This window comes from Mesorhizobium sp. M7D.F.Ca.US.005.01.1.1 (genome assembly GCF_003952545.1).
GTDB classification, from domain to species: domain Bacteria; phylum Pseudomonadota; class Alphaproteobacteria; order Rhizobiales; family Rhizobiaceae; genus Mesorhizobium; species Mesorhizobium loti.
In genome coordinates, this window is the sequence record NZ_CP034453.1 from 2,231,227 (window position 1) to 2,252,745 (window position 21,519).

Annotated in this window: 22 protein-coding genes; 16 read left to right on the top strand and 6 right to left on the bottom strand. The window is 58.8% G+C overall.

Annotated elements, in window-relative coordinates:
• The first annotated feature begins 448 nt into the window (after positions 1–448).
• On the top strand, positions 449–625 hold the full coding sequence (locus tag EJ076_RS35165) for a hypothetical protein (protein ID WP_164548602.1): 177 nt from the start codon (positions 449–451) through the stop codon (positions 623–625).
• 316 nt (positions 626–941) lie between these two features.
• Complete coding sequence (locus EJ076_RS10785; RefSeq protein WP_245463009.1) at positions 942–1,100, top strand: efflux RND transporter permease subunit; 159 nt, start codon at positions 942–944, stop codon at positions 1,098–1,100.
• A gap of 109 nt (positions 1,101–1,209) precedes the next feature.
• Here the strand turns inward: EJ076_RS10785 and EJ076_RS10790 are convergent, their stop codons facing one another.
• Both EJ076_RS10790 and EJ076_RS10795 read right to left on the bottom strand, forming a co-directional pair.
• Positions 1,210–2,847 carry an MFS transporter gene (locus EJ076_RS10790; RefSeq protein WP_126067787.1) on the bottom strand — a complete coding sequence of 546 codons (1,638 nt, stop codon included), beginning with the start codon at positions 2,845–2,847 and terminating at the stop codon, positions 1,210–1,212.
• Between the two features lie 187 nt (positions 2,848–3,034).
• The gene (locus tag EJ076_RS10795) at positions 3,035–3,397 is read right to left on the bottom strand and encodes a TraR/DksA family transcriptional regulator (protein WP_126067788.1); all 363 of its coding nucleotides are present in this window, start codon (positions 3,395–3,397) and stop codon (positions 3,035–3,037) included.
• A gap of 675 nt (positions 3,398–4,072) precedes the next feature.
• On the opposite strand from EJ076_RS10795, the gene EJ076_RS10805 reads away from it, so the two are divergent.
• Genes EJ076_RS10805 through EJ076_RS10820 form a run of 4 tightly spaced genes read left to right on the top strand, consistent with a single transcriptional unit; the run spans position 4,073 to position 8,222 of the window.
• Positions 4,073–5,026, top strand: a complete 954-nt coding sequence (locus tag EJ076_RS10805; protein ID WP_245463010.1) for an ABC transporter substrate-binding protein — start codon at positions 4,073–4,075, stop codon at positions 5,024–5,026.
• Between the two features lie 24 nt (positions 5,027–5,050).
• Entirely contained in the window at positions 5,051–6,172 is a 1,122-nt protein-coding gene (locus EJ076_RS10810) for an ABC transporter ATP-binding protein (RefSeq protein ID WP_245463011.1), read from the top strand.
• A gap of 3 nt (positions 6,173–6,175) precedes the next feature.
• Positions 6,176–7,408 carry an ABC transporter permease gene (locus EJ076_RS10815; protein ID WP_126067789.1) on the top strand — a complete coding sequence of 411 codons (1,233 nt, stop codon included), beginning with the start codon at positions 6,176–6,178 and terminating at the stop codon, positions 7,406–7,408.
• Between the two features lie 4 nt (positions 7,409–7,412).
• Positions 7,413–8,222, top strand: a complete 810-nt coding sequence (locus EJ076_RS10820) for an ABC transporter permease (RefSeq protein ID WP_126067790.1) — start codon at positions 7,413–7,415, stop codon at positions 8,220–8,222.
• A gap of 46 nt (positions 8,223–8,268) precedes the next feature.
• Here EJ076_RS10820 and EJ076_RS10825 read toward each other — a convergent pair whose 3' ends face one another.
• On the bottom strand, positions 8,269–9,162 hold the full coding sequence (locus tag EJ076_RS10825) for a LysR family transcriptional regulator (protein ID WP_126067791.1): 894 nt from the start codon (positions 9,160–9,162) through the stop codon (positions 8,269–8,271).
• A 100-nt stretch (positions 9,163–9,262) separates the two neighbouring features.
• Positions 9,263–10,477 carry a M24 family metallopeptidase gene (locus tag EJ076_RS10830; protein WP_126071010.1) on the bottom strand — a complete coding sequence of 405 codons (1,215 nt, stop codon included), beginning with the start codon at positions 10,475–10,477 and terminating at the stop codon, positions 9,263–9,265.
• 261 nt (positions 10,478–10,738) lie between these two features.
• Between EJ076_RS10830 and EJ076_RS10835 the strand changes: the two genes are divergently transcribed.
• The 3 genes from EJ076_RS10835 to EJ076_RS10845 all read left to right on the top strand — a co-directional run bounded on the left by EJ076_RS10835 (position 10,739) and on the right by EJ076_RS10845 (position 12,361).
• Positions 10,739–11,137 carry a hypothetical protein gene (locus EJ076_RS10835; protein ID WP_245463012.1) on the top strand — a complete coding sequence of 133 codons (399 nt, stop codon included), beginning with the start codon at positions 10,739–10,741 and terminating at the stop codon, positions 11,135–11,137.
• A gap of 11 nt (positions 11,138–11,148) precedes the next feature.
• Positions 11,149–12,093, top strand: a complete 945-nt coding sequence (locus EJ076_RS10840) for a GlxA family transcriptional regulator (RefSeq protein WP_245463013.1) — start codon at positions 11,149–11,151, stop codon at positions 12,091–12,093.
• A 64-nt stretch (positions 12,094–12,157) separates the two neighbouring features.
• The gene (locus EJ076_RS10845; protein ID WP_126067793.1) at positions 12,158–12,361 is read left to right on the top strand and encodes a hypothetical protein; all 204 of its coding nucleotides are present in this window, start codon (positions 12,158–12,160) and stop codon (positions 12,359–12,361) included.
• Positions 12,362–12,461: 100 nt separating this feature from the next.
• Here the strand turns inward: EJ076_RS10845 and EJ076_RS10850 are convergent, their stop codons facing one another.
• Entirely contained in the window at positions 12,462–12,959 is a 498-nt protein-coding gene (locus EJ076_RS10850; protein WP_126067794.1) for a PTS sugar transporter subunit IIA, read from the bottom strand.
• A 624-nt stretch (positions 12,960–13,583) separates the two neighbouring features.
• On the opposite strand from EJ076_RS10850, the gene EJ076_RS10855 reads away from it, so the two are divergent.
• The 3 genes from EJ076_RS10855 (at position 13,584) to EJ076_RS10865 (ending at position 15,459) form a co-directional block, all read left to right on the top strand.
• Positions 13,584–13,997: a DUF5602 domain-containing protein gene (locus EJ076_RS10855; RefSeq protein WP_126067795.1), complete on the top strand. Its 414-nt coding sequence runs from the start codon at positions 13,584–13,586 to the stop codon at positions 13,995–13,997.
• 17 nt (positions 13,998–14,014) lie between these two features.
• Positions 14,015–14,518 (top strand): plastocyanin/azurin family copper-binding protein, encoded by a 504-nt coding sequence (locus EJ076_RS10860; RefSeq protein ID WP_245463014.1) that lies wholly within the window; start codon positions 14,015–14,017, stop codon positions 14,516–14,518.
• A gap of 110 nt (positions 14,519–14,628) precedes the next feature.
• Positions 14,629–15,459 carry an ATP-binding protein gene (locus EJ076_RS10865; protein ID WP_126067796.1) on the top strand — a complete coding sequence of 277 codons (831 nt, stop codon included), beginning with the start codon at positions 14,629–14,631 and terminating at the stop codon, positions 15,457–15,459.
• Between the two features lie 17 nt (positions 15,460–15,476).
• On the opposite strand, the gene EJ076_RS10870 is transcribed toward EJ076_RS10865, so the two are convergent.
• The gene (locus EJ076_RS10870) at positions 15,477–16,364 is read right to left on the bottom strand and encodes a LysR family transcriptional regulator (protein ID WP_245463015.1); all 888 of its coding nucleotides are present in this window, start codon (positions 16,362–16,364) and stop codon (positions 15,477–15,479) included.
• A 281-nt stretch (positions 16,365–16,645) separates the two neighbouring features.
• Between EJ076_RS10870 and EJ076_RS35170 the strand changes: the two genes are divergently transcribed.
• The 4 genes from EJ076_RS35170 to EJ076_RS10885 all read left to right on the top strand — a co-directional run bounded on the left by EJ076_RS35170 (position 16,646) and on the right by EJ076_RS10885 (position 21,427).
• Positions 16,646–16,804, top strand: a complete 159-nt coding sequence (locus EJ076_RS35170; RefSeq protein WP_164548604.1) for a hypothetical protein — start codon at positions 16,646–16,648, stop codon at positions 16,802–16,804.
• Positions 16,805–17,194: 390 nt separating this feature from the next.
• Complete coding sequence (locus EJ076_RS10875; protein ID WP_126067797.1) at positions 17,195–17,644, top strand: (2Fe-2S)-binding protein; 450 nt, start codon at positions 17,195–17,197, stop codon at positions 17,642–17,644.
• A gap of 11 nt (positions 17,645–17,655) precedes the next feature.
• Positions 17,656–19,911 carry a molybdopterin cofactor-binding domain-containing protein gene (locus EJ076_RS10880; RefSeq protein ID WP_206438786.1) on the top strand — a complete coding sequence of 752 codons (2,256 nt, stop codon included), beginning with the start codon at positions 17,656–17,658 and terminating at the stop codon, positions 19,909–19,911.
• Positions 19,912–20,131: 220 nt separating this feature from the next.
• Entirely contained in the window at positions 20,132–21,427 is a 1,296-nt protein-coding gene (locus EJ076_RS10885) for a cytochrome c (RefSeq protein ID WP_164548605.1), read from the top strand.
• The last annotated feature ends 92 nt before the right edge of the window (positions 21,428–21,519 follow it).

Here is a 21,519-nt window from a genome sequence, read left to right on the forward strand (position 1 = left end):
GCCGTCTGGTTTCGGCCGGCACCGTGTGCTCCGCATGCTCCCCGCTGTCCATCGCTTCAGCCGCGAGCAGACGCGCCCTGTCGGCGGTGGACGCAAGTGAGGAGCCGCCAATGACGGGAGCGTTCATGACGCCTCGTGCTCAGAGCAGATCGCGCCGCAGGGCAGCTATAAGCTCTCGCTGAAAGAGGGTGCCATCGTTTTGCAGGATGGCTCAAGCCCCGCGTTCGACACTTGGATGCCGGGCGGGGCATCTGGCGTCGGATGGCAGCTTCGATCATCGGTTTTCTGCCGATCGAATCGCAGTTGTGAACGCATTGGCGTTCCCTCCGAATCGTCAGAGGCATTGTGGAAGGCTTGCACGCTGGAACTTCGGCAAGGTTGCCAAGTGACCGATCAAATGGTTGGATAAAATTGCTGACCCAGCCCATGAGCAGTGCTAGAGTGCTGCATGCCAAAGAAGTTGAACGAGTTGCGCCATCTACTTGAGCAGGCGCGTACGGACTTGCGGGCTATCGAGACGCATCTCTCAAAAGGTGAGAACAATGCAGCGCACGTGCGCGCCCAGGAGGCTATCGTGCGCTTGGCGCAATTGATCGAAATCGAAAAGTTGCCGCGTCGGACTTAGCGTTCGAAGCCAGGGTTAACGATCTGCCGCAACCCGTTCCTTTAATTAACGTTCCTGACATAGCTAGGCCCCGGTCGTAAACGCCAGGGCCAGCGCCACGCATTAAGTCTGATCCTTCCTGTCGTACTTTCCCACCTTGAAGCACTTTCGGCTTCTGTAGCGTGCCCAGTCGTGGTCGATCACGCTTTCCGCAGCCTGAAAGCAGACTAATCTAGCCAGCTTTTAAGCGACCGAAGCAGTAGATGCATGCTCCGATCGTCGGCGGCGCCGTGCTAAACAGGTGCAACCAGTAAGGCGGTGCCTACGTGCAGTGCTCATGACGGCGCTCGCTTTCATCTTGGGGGTGCTCCCGCTTGCCACCTCGACGGGAGGCGGGCGCGCAGGCGCCCGCCAAGCCGTCGGTGTGACGATCATCGGGTGCATATTGGCGGCACGACTGTCGGGCTCTTCATCATACCGATGCTGTTTGCGGTGATAGCTAGAGCATATTTCCGAATGGGCCTCGCCCATAAACAAAGTCGGGAGCGATCAACCCGAGTGTTCGAGTTCACCGGCGTGCCGAAGGGCGGATCGCGGCCGGTCAGTCACCCTTGCGCCTTCCGTCCACGCTGCGCGGCGATGAAATGGGTGACCGTCGGCTTGCTGAGCAACTGGGAATGGACTTGGTCTTCGAGAATGCGGTCGGCCTTTGTCACGCGCTTGTGTTGGCGCAGATGTTCCAGCCATGATTCGACCAGAAAGGTTTCCAGGTAACGTCCTTCCACGGCGGAGTCCTCGAATATGCCCCACGCATAGGCTCCGTCGCGTTTTCGTTCGTGGGAAAGATGGTCCATGACCGCAAGAAATGCTTCCCTGTGTTTGGGATCTATCAGGTACTCGACTGTAATCATCACTGGGCCCGCATCTACTTCAACCGCCCCGGTGATGATGGGCGCCGGCCAATGCATGGAAGGAGAGAGATCGATGCCTGCGCCGGTCTGCAGTTTCCAGCGCCACGTCAGCGGGATTGCCAACAGGGCACCAACCGCCGCGACGAAGTGAGTGACGGGCAGTCCGGCATATTCAGCCATCCCGCCCCACACGACACTGCCTAGAGTCATGCTTCCGAAGAACACGCATACATACATGGCAAGGCCGCGACCCCGCACCCAGTCGGGCAGAGCGACCTGTGCCGACACGTTCAGATTGGCCAGTACGGCGATCCACGACATGCCGGCAACCAGGCTAGCCACCAGTGCGGTAAGCGGTTCCCTCGCCAGGCCGAACAGAACCAACGTAACTGCCGTGCCAGCTTCGCCGAGTGCGACAATGCCATTCGGCCCAAGCTTCTCTTTCAGGCGAGGCAGGATGAATGAAAAACCCACCGCGCCTAACCCAATCGCGCCCAGCAGCATGCCGTAAACGTCGGCGCCGCCGGCAATCTGGGTGTGGGCCACAAGCGGAAGTAGTGCCCAGTAGGCGCTGGCAAACAGAAAAAAGCCCACTGCACGTACCAACGTGGCGCGCAGGTGCCGGTTGTTGCGGGTATAGCGCAGGCCGGTGCGAATAGCGCTGCCGAACCGTTCTGCTGGAAGCGTGTGTGCCGGGCTTTTCTGCGGTCGCCACCATAGCAATACGATGATAACGCCGACATTGCTGAACGCGTCAAGCCAGAACGGTGCCGCAATTCCAAATGCGGTGATGATGATGCCAGCCAGCGCCGGCCCCAAAGCGCGACTGATGTTGATGCCGACGCTGTTGGTCGCCACTGCGGCCGGGAGATCTTCCTTCGTAACAAGTTGCGGAACGATGGACTGCCAGGCCGGGGCTTCCAGCGCCGACAATGTGCTGATCGCCAACATGAAAAACAACAGCGTTGCCGCCGTCACGAAACCGGTGGAAAGGAGCGCGGCAAATGTCACCGATACGACGGCAATGAGGACCTCAAGCATCACGATAAATCGGCGCTGGTCAACGATGTCGGCCAGGGCGCCGGCTGGCAGCGCGAGAAGAAACAGCGGCAGACTCGATGCTGACTGTACCAATGACACCATCAGGGGATCGGCATTCAGGCTTGTCATCAACCAGCCTGCCGAGGCGTTGTACATCCAGCCGCCAATATTGGCCGCGACAGTTGCCAGCCAGAGCAGCCGAAACACGGGGTTGCGGAAAGGCGCCCAAGCCGATCGGAGCGCGTGGAGTTCTTTATGACGGCCCGGCGTCTTCTCGCCTGACAACCTCATCGACGATTTCCGACTGTGCAGCGGAACTGGAGACTGCAATCGTCACGATTGGCTTGTGAGAACGAATCTCTTCTAATGGACATCGGAGCAACAGCTTTGGCCCGACCACGCGACAGTTCGGTCCGACCGAATTACGCACATCCGCCACATTCGCAGGCGCGTTGTTTGCAAGAAAATTGCAAGATCATCATTTGGGTTGGCGTTCAATCTTCTCCTCTTCCTGGACGGTAAGAACCCCTTCGGGAGTGGCTTCCAACCTGGCTCTGGGTATGGACTCGCCGCTAATGTCCGAGAGGCCATAAGTGCCTTGCTTGATCTTCTGAAGCGCTTGATCGATCGCATGCAGGCGACGGTTATCGACGTCATGAAGCGCCTGATGGATTTCGTTTTGGGCCATATCTTGGGCCGCTTCCTCGAATTCCTGGCTTTCTTCGCCTTTCGCCTCCCTGACCTCCCGCTCCTTCGCCATACCCACTTCCTCTGGTTCGAGAATCTGCGCGCGCAGTGCCTCAAGGCGCCTGCGCTGCGGCTCGATGAAGGATTTCTCCATTGTTAAATCCTCAATTCAGCAGCCGGTGGTAAAACGGCGGCGGCTGTGCTTCGGGTGCTTCAGTTCATCGACCATCGCGATGGCAAAATCCTCCATGGAAATATGGCTCTTGCCACTCGCGTCAATAAGCAGGCTATCGTTGCCGAGCCTGAATTTTCCGGTGCGCTCGCCCGGTGCGAAATCGGCAGAAGGCGACAGGAAGGTCCAGTCGAGTGCCTTCTCGTTTCGCAGCGCCTCAAGAAACTTGCGTCCCGCGGAAGCCTTGGCCTATGGGCGGCTTTGACTCTGTCGACGAAGCAGCGAAACGATTAAACCTCGTGCCACCCCAATCATGCCGGAGTGCACGAACTCTGGTTCGCGCACCGAAGGAAGGTGGCGTGGTGTTTCGCGTCACCGGGACGAACTCGAGGATGAAACGGTCTCCTGCGAGGCGGCGTCCGCGGATAACGCTTTCTCATAGAGCCATGCAATGTACTTATTTGCTGTCGTGCCCTTGCCAAATTAGCGTTTTGCACTGGCCAACGCTCACCCAACCCAAAAGCCGAGGTCGTGTTCAATCAAATGGGAGTGGTGGAAATGAGATATCGCTTAACAAGTCGCATGCTAATCGTATCGCTGGCGGCGCTAGCGCCCCTTTGTTCGAATTCGGCGCGAGCGCAAGACACGCTTTCGGTCATGAGTTTCGGGGGCGCTTACCAGGAAGCGCAACGCAAGGCAGTGTTCGAGACCTACACCGCCGAGACCGGGGCCAAAATTGACGAGCAGGAGTACGGCGGCGAGATCGCCAAGATCAAGGCAATGATCGAATCCGGCAATACCACGATAGATGTCGTGGACGTCGATGCGCCTACGCTACTTCAAGGATGCGACGAGGGTATTTTCGAAAAGATCGACTGGGCGAAAATCGGACCGCAGGACGACTGGATCAAAGGCACGACCTCGGAATGCGGCGTCGGTACGATCGTCTATGCGACGATCCTTGCCTATGACGGTGCCAAGCTGCCGGACGGCCCGAAAACGATCAACGACTTGTTCGACACCAAGAAGTTCCCAGGAAAGCGCGGCCTTTGGAAAAACCCGGCGACCAACCTGGAATTCGCATTGCTTGCCGATGGCGTCGCGCCTGATCAGGTCTATGAAACGCTCTCGACGCCGGCGGGTGTGGATCGGGCCTTTGCCAAGCTCGACACGATCAAGGACAGCATCGTGTGGTGGGAAGCCGGCGCCCAGGCACCGCAGTTGCTCGCTTCGGGTGAGGTGACGATGACGACCGCATGGAATGGCCGCATCTACAATGCCAATAAGGAGGGCAAGGATTTCCGCATCGTCTGGGACAATCAGATCCTCGATTCCAATTACTGGGTAATCCCCAAGGGTGCCAAGAATGCCGAAGGATCGCTTGCTTTTATCAAATACGCGGTCGAGCCCAAGGTGCTCGCAGGCATCACCAAATTCATACCCTATGGTCCGGTGCGGAAATCGGCGGCCGAGTTCGTGGCCCCGGACGATGCCAAGAATCTACCGACCAGCCCACAGAACCTGACGGTTTCGCTAACCCTCGACAATGGCTTCTGGGCTGACAACGGAGACGAAATACGCAAGCGGTTCACGACCTGGCTTGCCCAGTAGCGCGGGCTGCGGAGGAGAGCATCGATGAATTTTTCCCAGCGAATGTCACTTGCGACGGACAACCCAGTCGATGCCCTCGTTCGATTCGAGGACGTGAAAAAATCCTACGACGGCATCAACTTCGTCGTGAAAGACCTCAGCCTCGACGTCTTTCGCGGCGAGTTCCTGACCATGCTGGGGCCTTCGGGCTCCGGCAAGACCACGACGCTGATGATGCTGGGTGGTTTCGAGCAGCCGACGCTCGGTCATATCCTGCTCGACGGCAAGCCTGTCGAGCGGTTGCCCCCAGAGAAACGCAACATCGGCTTTGTGTTCCAGAACTATGCGCTGTTTCCACACATGACGGTGGCGGAGAATGTTGCGTTTCCGCTGCGCTATCGCGGCATCACCGGTACAAGAGCCAAGGAAAAGGTTCGCCAGGCGCTCAGCCGCGTCAGTCTCGAAGCGCTGGGCGATCGTCGCCCGGCGCAGCTTTCCGGCGGCCAGCAACAGCGTGTCGCATTGGCTCGCGCTCTCGTGTTCGAGCCTTCATTGGTGCTCATGGACGAGCCGCTCGGCGCGCTCGACAAACAGTTGCGCGAACGGATGCAGATCGAGATCAAGCAACTCCAGACCTCGCTCGGCATCACCATGGTCTACGTTACCCATGATCAGTCCGAAGCGTTGACGATGTCGGACCGTATCGCCGTCTTCCACGATGGGCGTATTCAGCAGCTTGCGGATCCGAAAACGCTGTACGATGAGCCGTCCAATCGCTTCGTCGCCTCGTTTATCGGCGAGAACAACACGCTGCCATGCACCTTGCTTGGACGGGAAGGAGGCGTGGCCATCGCGCGCATGGCCGACGGCACGACGTTGAAGGCCGCTGGCGCCAATGTGTCCGGCACGGGCGCGGACATGAGCATATCCGTGCGGCCGGAGAATATTTCGCTGGCCGGCGAGGGTGTCCACGCCGATCTCAACCGTTTCACCGGCAAGACCCGTGACGTATTCTTCCTCGGCGACCATATGCGGCTGTCGATCGAGGCGTTTGGCGGCCAACTCGTCACCGCGCGTATCTCGGCGCGGCAGGCGCGGCATTTTGCGTTGGGCGAAGATGTCGTCCTGGAATGCGGCATTTCCGAATGCCGTCTGCTGGAGGTGTGAGCGATGACCGTCGTGGAGATAGACCGGATCAACGTCTTCCTGGCCGTCCGTCGGGCCGAGAAACCCGCCCGGCGGGCCGCGCTTTCGCTGGCCCTGCCGCTCATCGTCTTCCTGGTGGTCGCCTTTGTCGCTCCAATCCTCTACCTACTGGTCACGGCGGTAGGCAATCCGGAGACACGCGAGGTGCTGCCGTGCACATTGGCCGCTCTCGAAAGCTGGGATGGCGTTTCAACGCCGGACGAGCCGGTCTATGCCGCACTCGCCGCCGATTTGAAGGTTGCCAAGGACAACAGTACGGCCGCCTTGCTCGGCAAGCGCCTCAACTACGAGATTTCCGGCATGCGCAGCCGCGTGCTGGCGGCGGCGCGGATGGTCGAGAAGCTGGATACGGGTCCGTACAAGGAGAAGTTCCTCGGGCAGAACACGGATTGGGGCTCGCCGGAAACCTGGGCGATCATCAAGCGCAACGGCGCCTCTTTCACACCTTACTATCTGCTGACCGCGCTCGACCTCCAGCAAACCTCGAACGGATCGGTCGAACGCGTCCAGGGTGACCAGGCGATCTTCCTCGACGTGTTGGGGCGCACACTTTTTGTGGCCGGGTTGGTGACGCTGTTTACGCTTATCCTGGGCTACCCCGTTGCCTATGTGCTGACCATCGCGCCGAAGGCGATTGCCGGCATCATGATGCTGATGGTGCTGCTTCCATTGTGGACGTCGCTGCTCGTGCGCACCACCGCTTGGGTCGTGCTGCTGCAGTCCGACGGCATCATCAACGACGTGCTGATGACCTTGCACCTGACCAGCGAGCGGCTTCAGCTCATCTTCACGCGCGCCGGAACGGTCATCGCGATGACGCACATCCAGTTGCCCTTCACCATCCTGCCGATCTACAGCGTGATGCGCTCGATTCCCGCCACGCAGCTCAGGGCGGCTCGCTCGCTCGGGGCTCCGCCATCGTCAGCCTTCTGGCGCATCTATGCGCCGCAGACGCTGCCTGGCGTCGTTGCCGGATGCCTGATGACCTTCATCCTGTCGCTTGGCTACTACATCACGCCGGCGCTTGTCGGTGGGCCACGCGACCAGATGGTGTCCAACTTCATCTCGGTCTACATCAACCGCGATCTCAACTGGGGCCTGGCCGCCGCCCTCGGTGTGGTCCTGCTTGTCGTGACGCTTGCCATATACCTGTTGTTCCTGCGCCTCGTTGGCGCCGACAAGATCAAGCTGGGGTGACGCCATGTGGCTGCCTTCCTACGCGACGCCGTCTGAACGCCTGATGCGCACGCTGGTGGTGATGTTCGCCATCGCGGTGCTCCTGTTCCTGATTGCACCGCTGTTCATCATCGTGCCGCTGTCCTTCTCCAAGGACCCGTTCTTCACCTTGCCGGTGCGGGAATATTCCTTGCGCTGGTATGCCGATTTCTTTGGCAATGCGCGCTGGATGAATGCCATCTTCAACAGTGCCGTCGCGGCGGTGATGACCACGATCCTGGCCACCACGCTCGGCACGTTGGCGGCACTCGGCATATCGCGCCCCGATTTCCCGGCGCGCCGCCTGACCATGGCATTGCTGATCTCGCCAATGATCGTACCGATCGTCATCGTGGCTGTCGGCAGCTATCTCTTCTTCGGTCAGTTCGGCCTGACGAACACGCGCACCGGCCTCGTCTTGGCGCACACCGCACTTGCCACTCCTTTCGTGGTCATCACGGTGACAGCGACGCTTTCCACTTACGACACCAACCTCACTCGGGCGGCATTAAGCCTAGGCGCTCCGCCGTCGTCGGCGTTCTTTCGCGTCACGCTGCCGAACATCATGCCAGGAGTCATTTCCGGCGCAATCTTCGCCTTTGCCACCTCTTTCGATGAGGTGGTCGTTGCGCTGTTCATGACGGCGGCCGAGCAGCGGACGCTCCCCGTCCAGATGTTTTCCGGCATCCGCGACCAGATCAATCCGACCATCATGGCTGCCGCGACGCTGCTGCTTGCGCTGTCGATCATCCTGTTCGCAATGCTAGCGCTGCTGACCCTGCGTCGTGTGAAGTAGCCGACCCAGCCGCCGCTTTCTTCGGGGCTGGACCCGAAAGCTGTTCTCAACCGACCTTGGCGGTGCCTTCGCCGGCGACGAACATATCGGCGAATCGGGCGGCAAAACTCTGCGCCACGGAGGACCGTTTGCGGTCGGGGCTGACATAGATGCCGACCACGACATCGGCGAGCCGGGGAAGATGGCTCGACGGTTCAATGATCCTGAGCTTTGCCGGAATGATCCGGCGCGCCAGCACCGTAACGCCGAAATCGGCGCCTACGGCGGCCTCCAGGCCTGAGAGGCTTGGGCTTGTGTAGACGATCTCGAAATTGCGGCCGTCGCGCTGCAGCGCTGTGAGCATGTTGCGGCGATAGAGGCATCCCTCGGGATAACAGACGATCCGCAGCTCCCTTTCTCTTGCGAAATCCTCCGGTAAATTTGGCGATTGTGCCCCAGACACCCAGGCCAGCCTCTCCTTCCAGGTCATGAACGCGCCTTCGGAAGGCCCGTCCGGCGTCATCGCCACCACAATGTCGAAGAGGCCGTTGCGCAAGCCCTGCAGCAGATTATGCGAGAGATCACAGACGACGTCGAAGGTAAGGTCGCCGCCGTCGCGCGCCAGGCTGGCCATCAGCTTGGGCAGGAAATGATCGGCGTAGTCGTTGGGAATGCCGAGCCGCAGCCTGCCCTTGTTGTCACGCTTGGAGAGCTTCAGCATCATGTCGTCGTTGAGAGCCAGGATCTGGCGCGCGTAGCCGGCGACGAGCTCACCCTGTTCGGTGATCTGTGCGCCGCCTTCCTTTGCAAAGAGCGAGACGCCAAGCAATTCTTGAAGCCGCTTCATCTGCAGGCCGATCGCCGGCTGCGTGCGGCCGAGCTTTTCTCCGGCCCGCGTATAGCCGCGTAAGTCGATGACGGTGACAAAGGCGCGGAGGAGGTCGGTCGGGATGCTGCGCATGATTAGCTCCACATTTACCGATTAGATCACGCGGTTCCAAACAAACGCAAGTGGGCCTTCCTTTCCAGGAAGGCCCACCAGAAACGGCCGCAGTGTGCGATCACGCCTTGACGATATTATGCTGTGGGCCGAACGGGAACTTGGTGATGTTTTCAGCGCCGTCTTCAGTCATCACGAGGATGTCGTGCTCTCGATAGCCGCCGGCACCGGGCAGTCCTTCCGGGATGGTCAGCATCGGTTCCATGGAGACAACCATGCCTGGTTGCAGCACGGTGTTGATGTCTTCGCGCAATTCGACGCCGGCTTCGCGGCCATAATAGTGCGACAGCACTCCAAAGGAGTGGCCGTAACCGAACGAGCGGTAGCCGAGCAGATTGTGACTGCGGTAGATTTCGTTCAGCTCCGTCGCGACATCGCCGCAGCGTGCGCCGGGCTTCAAGAGTTCCAACCCACGACGGTGCACGTCGCAGTTGATCTCCCAAATCCGCAAATGCTCGTCGCTGGCATGGTCAAGGAACAGCGTGCGCTCCAGCGCGGTGTAGTAGCCCGAAATCATCGGGAAGCAGTTGAGCGAGAGGATATCGCCCTTCTGAACCTTGCGCGAGGTGACCGGGTTGTGCGCGCCGTCGGTGTTGATTCCCGACTGGAACCAGACCCAGGTATCCATCAGTTCGGCATGCGGGAAGGTCGTGGCGATATGCCGGACCATGGACTGCGTGCCGGCCAGCGCGACTTCATACTCGGGAACGTTCTCGCGGATCGCCTTGCGAATGGCTTCGCCGCCGATATCGGCGGTGCGCGCGCCTTCCTTGATCAGGACGATTTCCTCGGCCGATTTGATCGTGCGCAGCCACATAGTCGGCGCGCCGATGTCGACGAACTCGACGCTCGGGAAGGCGTCTTGCAAGAGTTTCCTGAACTCGAGGTTGACGTGATCGAACTCGATGCCAATACGCTTCACCCCGGGCAACGTCTGCTGCAGGGTGTAGAAGTAATTGTCGCGCTGCCAGTCGGTGTAGGTAATGTTATCGCCGAACGTTCGACGCCATGGCTGGCCCGCATCGATGCCGGCCGAGACCGACACCGCCTTCTGCGGGGTGACCACGAAAGCATAACGCCGACCGAAATAGCAGAACATGAAATCCGAGAAATAGCAGATATTGTGGTAGGAGGTCAGCACCGCCGCGTCGAGCTTCAGGTCGGCCAGAATTCTGCGCAACCCATCCTGGCGGCGCGTCATCTCGGCGGCGCTGAAGGTAGCGACAGCCTTCTCGCCATTATGCATCTTCTGCAAACGCAACAATTCGTTGGGCACGCCCTTGGCGTAGACGTTCATTGTTTCCTCCGCATCCAAATCGGGTTTCAGGTTGGATGCGGACTATAAAAATTTGGCCCTCGCGTCGGAAATGAGAAGTCGATATCCGAGGATAAGTGTTCTTAATCACTCGCCCGTCGCGACAAATTCCTCGGCGGCCTCCATAATTTTTCAAAATGTGACTATCAGGCGAATAAATTTTCCTGATGCGCCCACCACATCGTAGCTTCCTGCATCAACCTTGCGGGAGGGAACAGCGCGATGACCGACGACGTGTTGCATCTGATTTCGTGGCACAATGGCGAAAAGGAGTATTCGCCGTTCTCCGAAGCTGAGATGAAACGGCGCCAGAACGATATCCGTCGCTGGATGACGGAGAACAATGTGGATGCAACGCTGTTCACGTCCTACCATTGCATCAATTACTATTCCGGCTGGCTCTACTGCTACCTCGGCCGCAAATACGGCATGGTCCTCGACAGCGACAAGGCGTCGACGATTTCGGCCGGTATCGACGGCGGCCAGCCCTACCGCCGCAGCTTTGGCGATAACATCACCTACACCGACTGGCGGCGCGACAATTTCTATCGTGCAGCGCGCCAACTCACTGCGGGCGCCAAGTGGCGCGCCGACGCGAGCCACATCCTGCCGGGGGAATAGGAGGATTGCTATTGCGTTTTGGCTTCCTGCTCGCCCGAAACTTTACACTTTCCCCACTGTCGCTGTTTCTCGACACACTGCGCCTTGCGGGCGATGACGACGACCGCAGCCGGCGTGGGAAGTTCGACTGGCAGATTGTTGGAGAGAGGGGTCTTCCAATCCGCTCGAGTTGCGGTGTTGAGTTACTGCCCACGAGGCAAATCACGGATCCGCAGGAATACGACAATATCGTTGTTGTCGGGGGATTGCTCAACGGCACGCAGTACCTCAGCGGCGAAAAGGAGGCCTTTCTCCGACGGGCCGCACAGCGAGATGTGCCGCTCACGGCTTTATGCACCGGCAGTTTCGTACTGGCGCATTATGGTCTGCTCGACAACTATCGAGCCTGCGTGAGCTGGTTTCACGTCAAGGAATTTCGGAATGCATTCCCACACGTCCGCGCGCACGCGGACACATTATTTTCAATTGATGGAAATCGCGCCACCTGCGCTGGAGGTGCCGGGGCAGCTGACTTGGCCAGTTACTTTGCCTCTAAGCATGCTGGCGGCAAAGCGGCAGAGAAAGCTGCGAAAATTTTGGTCCTAGACAGAATCAGAACAGGCCGTGACGCGCAGCCCAACGGAGAGCTGTTTCCGAAGGCCAAAAGCCGCCACATCAGGCGTGCTTTGCTTCTCATGGAAAGTAATCTGCAGGAAAAAATCACTGTGACGGAAATCGCCAGCAAACTTGGGGTCTCACGCCGCCAGCTTGAGCGATTGTTTGCCACAGAAATACAAACGGGCCCTGTGGCGGCCTATCTTGCGCTGCGCTTGCACTATGCGAGAACGCTATTGGGAACCAGCGACCTGCAAATCAGTGAAATCGCTTACAGGTGTGGTTTTCCAAATGCCGGACATTTTAGCCGCGTCTATCGTCAGCATGCAGGTGTTGCTCCGTCAGAGTTTCGACGGGCTTGATTGGCACCGGCCAGAAGAACGGCTTCGTCAGCCAAATCCTCGCCATAAGCCTAAAAGCAGGCCGATGCCGGAGGCCGCCCGACGCGCCCACAACATCAAGTCGAAGGTGCGCTCGAGCGTCGAGCATGTCTTTGCCGAGCAGAAGAGCCCTATGGAGCTGTTCATCCGAACCATCGGCATCGCACGCGCCACGACGACGAAGATCGGCATGGCCAACATCCTCTGCAGTATGAAGCGTCCGATCTATCTGGACCGCGTCGCCATCTGACAGTAGCGGGGACAGAAAGACCCGTTGTGACGGTTGACGCCAGCACACGATGCCCGCGGCGTACGTCCGCAACTAATGCGTCTAGGCATTGCTTAACTGCCTAGGCATGAAGCCCGGCCTGGTAAGCGTGCGAGTTGGTGGAAATGGCCGGACGCAGGTCAGCATTGAGTATCGCCATCACCTCACCGGCTGACTGCGCCTGTCGCAGTCCCTCTCGAGTCCGAGGTGCCCGAAGCACCCTGCACACCTGTGAAAGAGCGGGAAGGAAGGCGGAAGCGGCGGAGCGCGGCCAGAGTAACGTGTAAACCATATCGACGGGATCGTCGTCCGGTCCGTCGAAATCGATAGGCGGAGCCAATCGTGTGAAAGACGCGACAGGCGAAGAGATCATGTCGAACAAAGCGTGTGGGATCGCCACGCCGCGGCCGATACCCGTCGAGCCGAGGAACTCGCGGTGCAAAAGACCGCGGAGAACCATCTGCTCGTCCAGCCGGGATCTCCGTGCAATCCTGACGGCGATCCTCGACAAGGCCGAATGCTTTCCCTTTGTGGCGAGGTCAAGCGAAATGTCTTCTTCTGACAAGAGATGGGGGATCATCACAGTCGCCTCTAAGCTGATCCAAACGCGATTGCGAACGAGCGCTCGGCCACATTGCCTACGCAAGGCGATGTTCACTTTGGACTGAATTGGAATCTGGCTGTCCCGGACGCAAAGCCAGGGTCTTTCCGCGTCCGGGCTAGAGGCCTGCTTTGAGGCGCTGCGGCTCTCGCCGAAAATGGAGCGTGGAACTATTCATGGCAACTCAAATGTAGTGAAAGGTTTTTCGAAATCAAGCAAACAGCGCGGGGCAGGGAATTCCGGCCTTACCGCGAACTTAGTCAAGGTTCGGACGAACAAAAGGCAGCCGCGACGGGGCGTGCAACACGGTTTGCCTTGTGGTGGCTTGCTGGCAAACGACATCCCGCCAACGCGCGTTTCCGAACCTGCCCAATAGGTTCGGAAGCAGGATTCATAGGTCTCAAATTGGATCCAAAAGATACCAAACAGAACGCAGGCATGCAGAAATAGTGCACTGAAATGCCAGTTAATTTCGTTTGACGAACATAAGGGTCTCTTACTTACTTGCGGCGGGAACAGGCCGTATCTACAGCGAAATCACATTTTTATCGGTCTCCCAAATTCGGCCATCGCGGCTTTTGAATTCAACAAGGAGATACCCCTATGAAAAAGCTCGTCCTCGCACTTGTCGTGACAATGGCCAGTTCGCTTTGCGCCATGGCGGCATCTGAGGTCGCCAAGTCGCCGCCGGCCGCGCCTTACCAACAGGTAAGCAAGCTAGTGAAGTTGCCTGACTTTCTGCCGGGCATGGGCCAGCTCTTCGTCGATCCCGCGACACTGCCAGCCGGTCCGTTCCTTGCTTATGATCACGATGGCAAGCTTGTCAGCACGATCTACATGTTGCCGATCAAGGATCTCAACCCGGATAAGCGTTTTGACAACCTCGCGGCACCGGGCGGAAATGTCGACCATGTCGACGTCTACTACAATGCCGGCCATCCAGGCGTCGAAGTCCCGCATGCCCACGTCGTGCTGTGGCATGTCTCGGTCGCCGACGAAGCGCGGGTCGCCAAATGACACTCACGCGTCGTGAGATGCTGGGCGCGGGCGGCGGGCTTGCCGCCGCCCTTTCCCTATTCCCGTTGACCGCGTGGGCCGGCGAGGTGGTGGACATCAGGATGCAAGGGCGCGACGACGGCTCACACGTCTGGTTCGACCCGATCGGCATTCTGATCAAACCAGGACAGACGATCCGCTGGACCAATCTCAATCCTGGCAATTCGCACACGACGACGGCGTATAATCCGGCAAACTTCGAGCGACCGCTCCGTATGCCCAAGGCCGCAAAGCCGTGGGATTCCGACTACCTCCTGCCCAACGAGAGCTTTTCGGTTACCTTCACCGAGCAAGGGGTCTACGATTATTATTGCATCCCTCATGAGCATGCTGGAATGGTCGGCCGTATTATCGTCGGCGAACCCGAGGCACATGGCTGGCCTCAACTGGTCGGATCGAATGGCGACTTACCGGCGGAGGCCCTCAAGGCATTTCCGACCATCGAAGACATCATGACGAAAGGGATCGTCCGGCGCGCTTAGATCATGCGCATGAGAGGCACGACCCTTGGCAACAAATGGACCGAATAAGACGATACGAAGGAGAGCGCGAGCTTCTCGAGCGTCGTCAGTGACCTGTAGGGGCGACTTTCATGACAGGCTGCGTGTTTCCGTGTGAAACTCAACCACCATCTCAGTCGGAGCGCGACGCGCGCACCCAGGTGCCGGACACGCCTCTCGATGTCCAAACTGCAGCCGAGCAACGGGAGCGCGCAACGCACCGGCTTGCCGCGCTGGGCGAAATGACCGGCGGTATAGCCCATGATTTCAGAAATCTCCTGACAGTAATCGAATCCGGGCTCGGGCTCGCCGAGCGGAGAGCAGACGAGCCCGAAAGTGTGCGTGCCTACATTGCGGCAGCGCGGGAAGGGATCGATCGAGGGGTCGAATTGACGTCGCTATTGCTCGCCTTTGCAAAGCATCAAGAACTCGACGCTCACACTGGCGACATGAATGAATTTCTAAGGAGTTTTGAACCTTTCTTGAGATATGGCGGCGGGCCAGATGTCCGCGTTAAGCTCGAACTAGGTTCCGATGTCCCGGCGTGCCTGATTGACCCGGCATTTTTCGACGCAGCAGTGCTTAATCTCGTCATCAATGCACGCGATGCCATGCCAAATGGCGGCGAGATCCGAGTCATTACCGGGCGAATGGTACAGACGGCGGCATCACCTGATCCGCCCGGGCCGGGAAGCTATGCGCGCGTTCGCGTCAAGGACCCCGGTTGCGGCATGCCTGAAGACGTCTTGCGAAAGGTGTTCACTCACTACTTTACGACCAAGGGTGAGAAGGGTACCGGAATAGGGCTGTCGCAGGTACGTGCATTCGTGCAAATGGTTGGTGGCCACGTTAGCATTGCAAGCGAACCCGGCGTTGGAACGACAGTTGATCTTTTGTTCCCGTCAATCCAACCGAATCCCTGAACGTCGTACCAGAATTCTTATGGTTTGATGTCGCCGCTCGCGATGGCATGCAGTCCTGCCAAGGCAGGGACCGCTACGGTTTCATCGGCGTTAGCAGATTGCACCGCATAGACCGGGTAGGAGAACTGCGGCATTTCAGGTACGAGGTGGAGGCGCCCGGCCGCAATGTGAGACCGCGCTTCGCTCAGCCTGAAATAGCCGGAACCGCCGGCCGCAAGTACATAGTTGAGTGCGAGCGGACCGAGGTCGAAAGAAAGATCCGGCGCAGCACTCGGGAAATTCATCCCATGGTGAAGCGTAAAGTCTGGCCCCCAATCCATATAAACATAATCGGATCCGTCCAGGAGGTGCGCTTCTGAATTGGTAGTTACGAGGACGAGTTTTTCCTCAAGAACCAGATCGATCTTCAAGCCCGGTCTGTGCGGGGGTGCGTACATGATGGCAATGTCGACCATTCCCGACGCGACTTGATTGATCAAATCCTGCGGCACATCGACGTGTACCCGAAGTGCAATATCCGGAAGGGATCGCCGCATACATCGAACCCAGTCGAGCAGAAGAGGTTGAGCAAGACTGACTTCGCTGCCGACAGTCAGAACGGCGCGACGGCCTGGCGGGACAGCAACCTGATGAAGGGTGCGCTGCCATAGCTGGACGAACATCGGAGCGTGGCGCAGGAATTGTTCGCCAGCAGGGGTGAGCGAAGCGCCGCCTTTATGCCGGACGAAAAGCGGTCGACCTAGTTGTTGCTCAAGGCTGCGAATTCGCGCGCTCACGGTCGTTTGAGCAACATTCAAACGTTCCGACGCCCGGATGAAGCTTCCGCTGGAAACAATCTCGATAAAAGTGCGAGCGAGCTCGATGTCCATAGGCAGTATAACATAAAAATTGCGTTCAAAGGTCAATCGAAATCATTTGTCAGATAGATAGCACCCACATTTGGGCTCCGGAAAATCCGCCAAGCGCGGCGTCGGTCGGTTTCGTGGGCGAAGGTTGGCTCGGCCCGACGCTCGTCTCAATACTTGCATCATGTTGCTCATAACGAGACAGGGAAGATCATATCGACGAGAGAGAAGAGGTCGTCGCTGCCGGATCTGGCGGCCGGACGTGCCGAGCGGGCGGGAACGGACCAGATGCCAGAGGCTGTCAGTGACATGGGGTGCGGCCGTCCAGGGCGAGTTCCTTTGTGGAAACCACCGTTGTAGTGCGCGGACGACAACGCATCGCCTCAAAAGGTATCGAACTGGCTGTCTCCAGCGAGCATGTCGACCTCGTCGCAGCGATCGCCGAGGCCATCTCTCTGCCTGGCTCGCCAATGGGCAAACAATCACCACCGGCGACATGACTCGAACGCTCAACGAGGAAATCTACCGTTGCCTGATCACCTAGTTGGAGTTCGATATCCACATACCCAATGTGGCAGCACAAAAATTGCATTTAAATGACATTTCTATTCGTTTGCCAAATAGCTACCGCGGTCAGTAGGCTTTTGCGGAATTCGCCAGTCGAAACGCTAGATACGTTGTCGATTTTGTACAGATAGCCCGGGAGACTTTGCACTCATTGCACATTCGTAGATTGCACGAACCTAAGCCTGGTTGAGCCGCTGTTGCTGCCTCGAAATAATAGCAACCTCGTCTGGCACTTTTCGATGTTCTGCTTCTCATTGCCTCCAACTGATAAGCCAACCGAATAAACAATACCAGACCGATGCGACGATCCTGGAGATGCGAAGATGTTAAATTTCCAACTCAACGGTCAAGATGTCACCGCAGACGCGCCAGACGATGCCACGTTGTTATGGGTGCTCACTGACGATTTGAAGCAACACGGCCTGAAATTCGGCTGTGGATTGTCACAATGCGGAGCGTGCGACGTGATGATTGACGGTGAGGTCGTCCGCTCCTGTCAGACCAAGGCCAGCAGCGCCGGGGGACGGTCGGTCACCACGCTTTCCGGCCTCATGGAGAACGGCAAGGCAAGCAAGCTGCAGCAGGCGTTCATTGACGAGCAGGCGGCGCAATGCGGCTATTGCCTATCGGGGATGATCATGACCGCCCAAGCGCTCATCGATCGCAATCCCAAGCCAACCGAAGCAGATGTACGCGCCGCGCTGAATGGCAACCTCTGCCGCTGTGGGACGCATACGCGGATCATCCGCGCCGTATTGCGCGCGACGGAATAGGGAGGCCAATCATGAACACCATGCTTAAAAAAATGACCCGGCGCGAGCTTCTCGCAACGACTGGCTTCCTTACTTTGACCTTTGCCATGCCGTCGAATTTGTTCGGTCAGCAGGCGCCGGAGGCCTTAGGTATTGCTGGTGGACCGGGTCTTCCGCATGACATGAAGAATAACCCGATGCTTAGCTCCTGGCTGCGTATCAACTCGGACGGAACCGTCACGCTGTTGATCGGTAAGGTCGAATTCGGCCAAGGCAACAGAACCGCCATCGGGCAAGTATGCGCCGAAGAGCTCGACGTCGATTTAAGCCGCTTGCAGATCATCGCCGGCGACACCAAACTCTGCCCGGACGAAGGTGTCACCTCGGGTTCGACGTCGATGCCTGACGGTGCGACCGCTGTCCAACATGCTTCGGCCGAAGTCCGTGGCATCCTTCTTGGGTTGGCAGCAGAAAAGCTCGGTCAGCCAGCTGAAACCATGAAGGTCAAGGACGGCACCATTACCGCCGCCAATGGCAAGACCACGACCTACTGGGAACTCGTGGTCGGCAAGGCACTGGACGTCAAAGCAACCGACAAGCCGATACTGAAGGATCCGGCGACATACACGATCGAAGGTACCTCAGTGCCTCGCGTAGACATTCCGGCGAAGATGACCGGTGGCGAGTCCTTCGTTCAAGATATGCACCCCGATGGTGTGGTCTACGGTATGGTCGCTCGACCGCCCAACTACCGATCGAAGCTGACAAGTATCGACACCGGGCCGATCGAGAAGATGCCTGGCGTGATCAAGGTGGTGCGCAATGGCAGCTTTCTTGGCGTGATAGCCAAGACGAAAGACGAGGCCATGGCGGCCTCGGCCGCGCTCGGCACCGCCGGGAAGTGGGACGTTCCCAACGACATGATCGGGAACGCCGGCATTTATGATTGGCTGTTGAAGGCGCCGAGCAATCCTAACATAATCCACGACCAGAAGCGCGCAGACGGCGCCGCACCCGTCAAGACGATCGAGGCGACTTTTCAACGGCCGTATGTCATGCACGGTTCTATTGGAACGTCGGCGGCTATCGCGCAGCTGGGCGCGGACGGTGTGATGACCATCCACACGCACAGCCAAAGCGTGTGGCAGACCGCGGAAGCGATCGCGAAGATGCTGAAGGTGGATACTGACAAGGTCCGCTGCATCCACACCCAGGGTTCAGGTTGCTACGGTCACAACATGGCCGATGATGCGGCGGCCGACGCGGCGTTGTTAGCAACTGCGGTTCCTGGCACGACGGTGAAACTTCAGTACACGCGCGCCCAGGAGCACCAGTGGGAGCCCTACGGTCCCGCGATGGTCATCAAGATCAAGGCCGGCGTGGACGGCGACGGCAACGTGCTCGATTGGGAAACCGACGTATGGTCCACGTCGCACGCCACGCGGCCGGGTGGGAACCCCGGCAATCTCCTGTCGGCGCGCTATCTTGATCCGCCGTTCGAGCAGCCGACGCCTAAAGAAATCTCCGGTCCGAATTTTGGCGCTGGCCGCAACGCCATCCCGCTGTACGAGTTTCCAGGGCAGACCGTGACAACGCATTTTGTCAGTGAGATGCCGCTTCGCGTGTCGTCTACGCGCTCGCTCGGCGCCTATGCAAACGTTTTCGCGTTGGAGTCGTTCATCGATGAGCTTGCGCATGACGCGAAGGTGGACCCGCTCGAGTACCGACTGCGCTTTCTCAAGGACGACCGGGCGCGGGCCGTGCTGACGAAGGCGGCCGACCTGTTCGGCTGGAGCAACTACAAGCGTAAACCAAACCAGGGCCGCGGCATCGCTTTTGCGCGATACAAGAACTACGCGGCGTTGACCGCGGTTGCGATAGAGGTTCGCGTCACCCCGCGTAGCGGGCGGGTGCAGGTGCTGAGAGCGTCGGTCGCCGACGACAGCGGTCAGGTCGTCAACCCGAACGGTATCGCCAACCAGATGGAAGGCGCGGTTATCCAGTCATTGAGTTGGACGCTCAAGGAGGAAGTTAGATTTAGCGATTCGGCAATCCTGTCAGCCGATTGGGCGAGCTATCCGATTATCACTTTCCAGGAAGTGCCCAGCATCGACGTGGCGGTGATCAATCGGCCGGGCATGCCGTTCCTCGGCACCGGGGAAGCTGGTCAGGGGCCGACTGCCGCAGCAGTGACGAATGCAATATTCGATGCAGCAGGCGTGCGGTTGCGCACGCTGCCGTTGACGCCTGATCGCGTGAAGGCAGCAATGGACGCCAAGAAAGGCTGATCTCCCCAACCAGAAGGCCGGCACTGTTATGCGTGGGTTTTGTCACATACTTTCTGTAATTGACGCAGCGGCATGAAGGTGACTCCATTTCGAGATGATGTTGTGCCGCTTACGTGAAGAAAGCCGGATAGTAGCGCGCATGCGGCTATTCTGAATTTTGTGACGGAACCTTTGCCGCCGATGCGTCGACATGGAGGACTGTCGTGAAGGGGTGGGCGCCATGCGTTATTTGATCTCGGCCCCTATTGTCCTCTCAGTGGTGATCTTAGGTCTTTACGCGTGGGTAGACCGATATTCTGAGATTGATGCGATCAAACCGCTAGCCGTCAACGCCTTCGACAAGACCGTGATCGATAAGGGCGCTAGCCTCGTCGCGATCGGTGATTGCGAAGTCTGCCATACAAAGCCGGGGGGTGAGTCCCTCGCCGGCGGGCGCGAGATCAGGACGCCCTTTGGCACGATCCTCTCGACAAACATCACGCCAGACGTCGGTACGGGCATCGGCGCTTGGTCACTGCCCGCCTTCACCCGCGCGCTCAGGGAGGGCGTAGATCGCTTTGGCCGCTACCTGTACCCTGCCTTCCCCTATGACCATTTCACCAAAGTCAAGGACGACGATATCGCTGCGATCTATGCGTATTTGATGACCCTTCCCCCGGTCAGTGCGCCAAAACCGAAGAACGAACTGCCGTTCCCATACAACGTGCGCGTCCTGCTCGCCGGCTGGAATTTCTTATTCCTGCGCCAAGGCGCCTACTCGCCCGACCCGGCACGCGATGACCAATGGAATCGTGGCGCTTATCTCGTTGAGGGTATTGGCCATTGCGGCGCATGCCACACTCCACGCAACATCTTCGGTGCCGAGCGCCGTAGCAGCGCCCGTTTTGCCGGCGAAACGCTGGAAGGTTGGCATGCGCCGGCGCTGAACATGGCCTCGCCTGCGCCGGCACCGTGGACGGCCGACGCTATGGTCAACTTTCTTCTGGATGGTTGGGATGGCGATCATGGCATCGCCGCCGGTACCATGACAGCTGTGGTCAATGGACTCGGCTCTCTTTCGGAAGACGACGCCTACGCCATCGCGACCTATATCCTCTCCTTCCAGGATCAGACCAACGTGGACGCGCGGACGAAGGCAGCCAAGTCCTTCGCCGAGAAGGTCGCTTTCGGCCCGTCTTCGCCGGCACCGTCGCAGCTGGGTGCCGCCTCCGAGCGCGGCGAGGCGACTTTCGCCCGCGTCTGCGCGAACTGCCACCGCGCCGGCACCAACACGGCGGCTTTGGCGCTAAGCAGCGTCGTGAGCGGGCCTGACCCGAGAAACCTGATCCACATTATCGACCAAGGCATCGAGCCGCCCCAGAACGCTCTCGACCACTCCATGCCGGCGTTCGGCGGAACGCTCTCCGCCAGCGACCTTGCTGACCTGGTGACGTTTGTGCGCAGCCGCTTCTCCGAGAAGCCCGCATGGTCGAACGTGTCCGTTCTCATCACGGAGGCGCGAGCCGCCGAACAGTGACCCAAAAGACCAGCATGAATGAGGTTGTTGCAACGGCTGGCTGGAAGCGCAAAGAGACTAGGTTCGAGGCCAATTATGCGGCAAGAATTTCG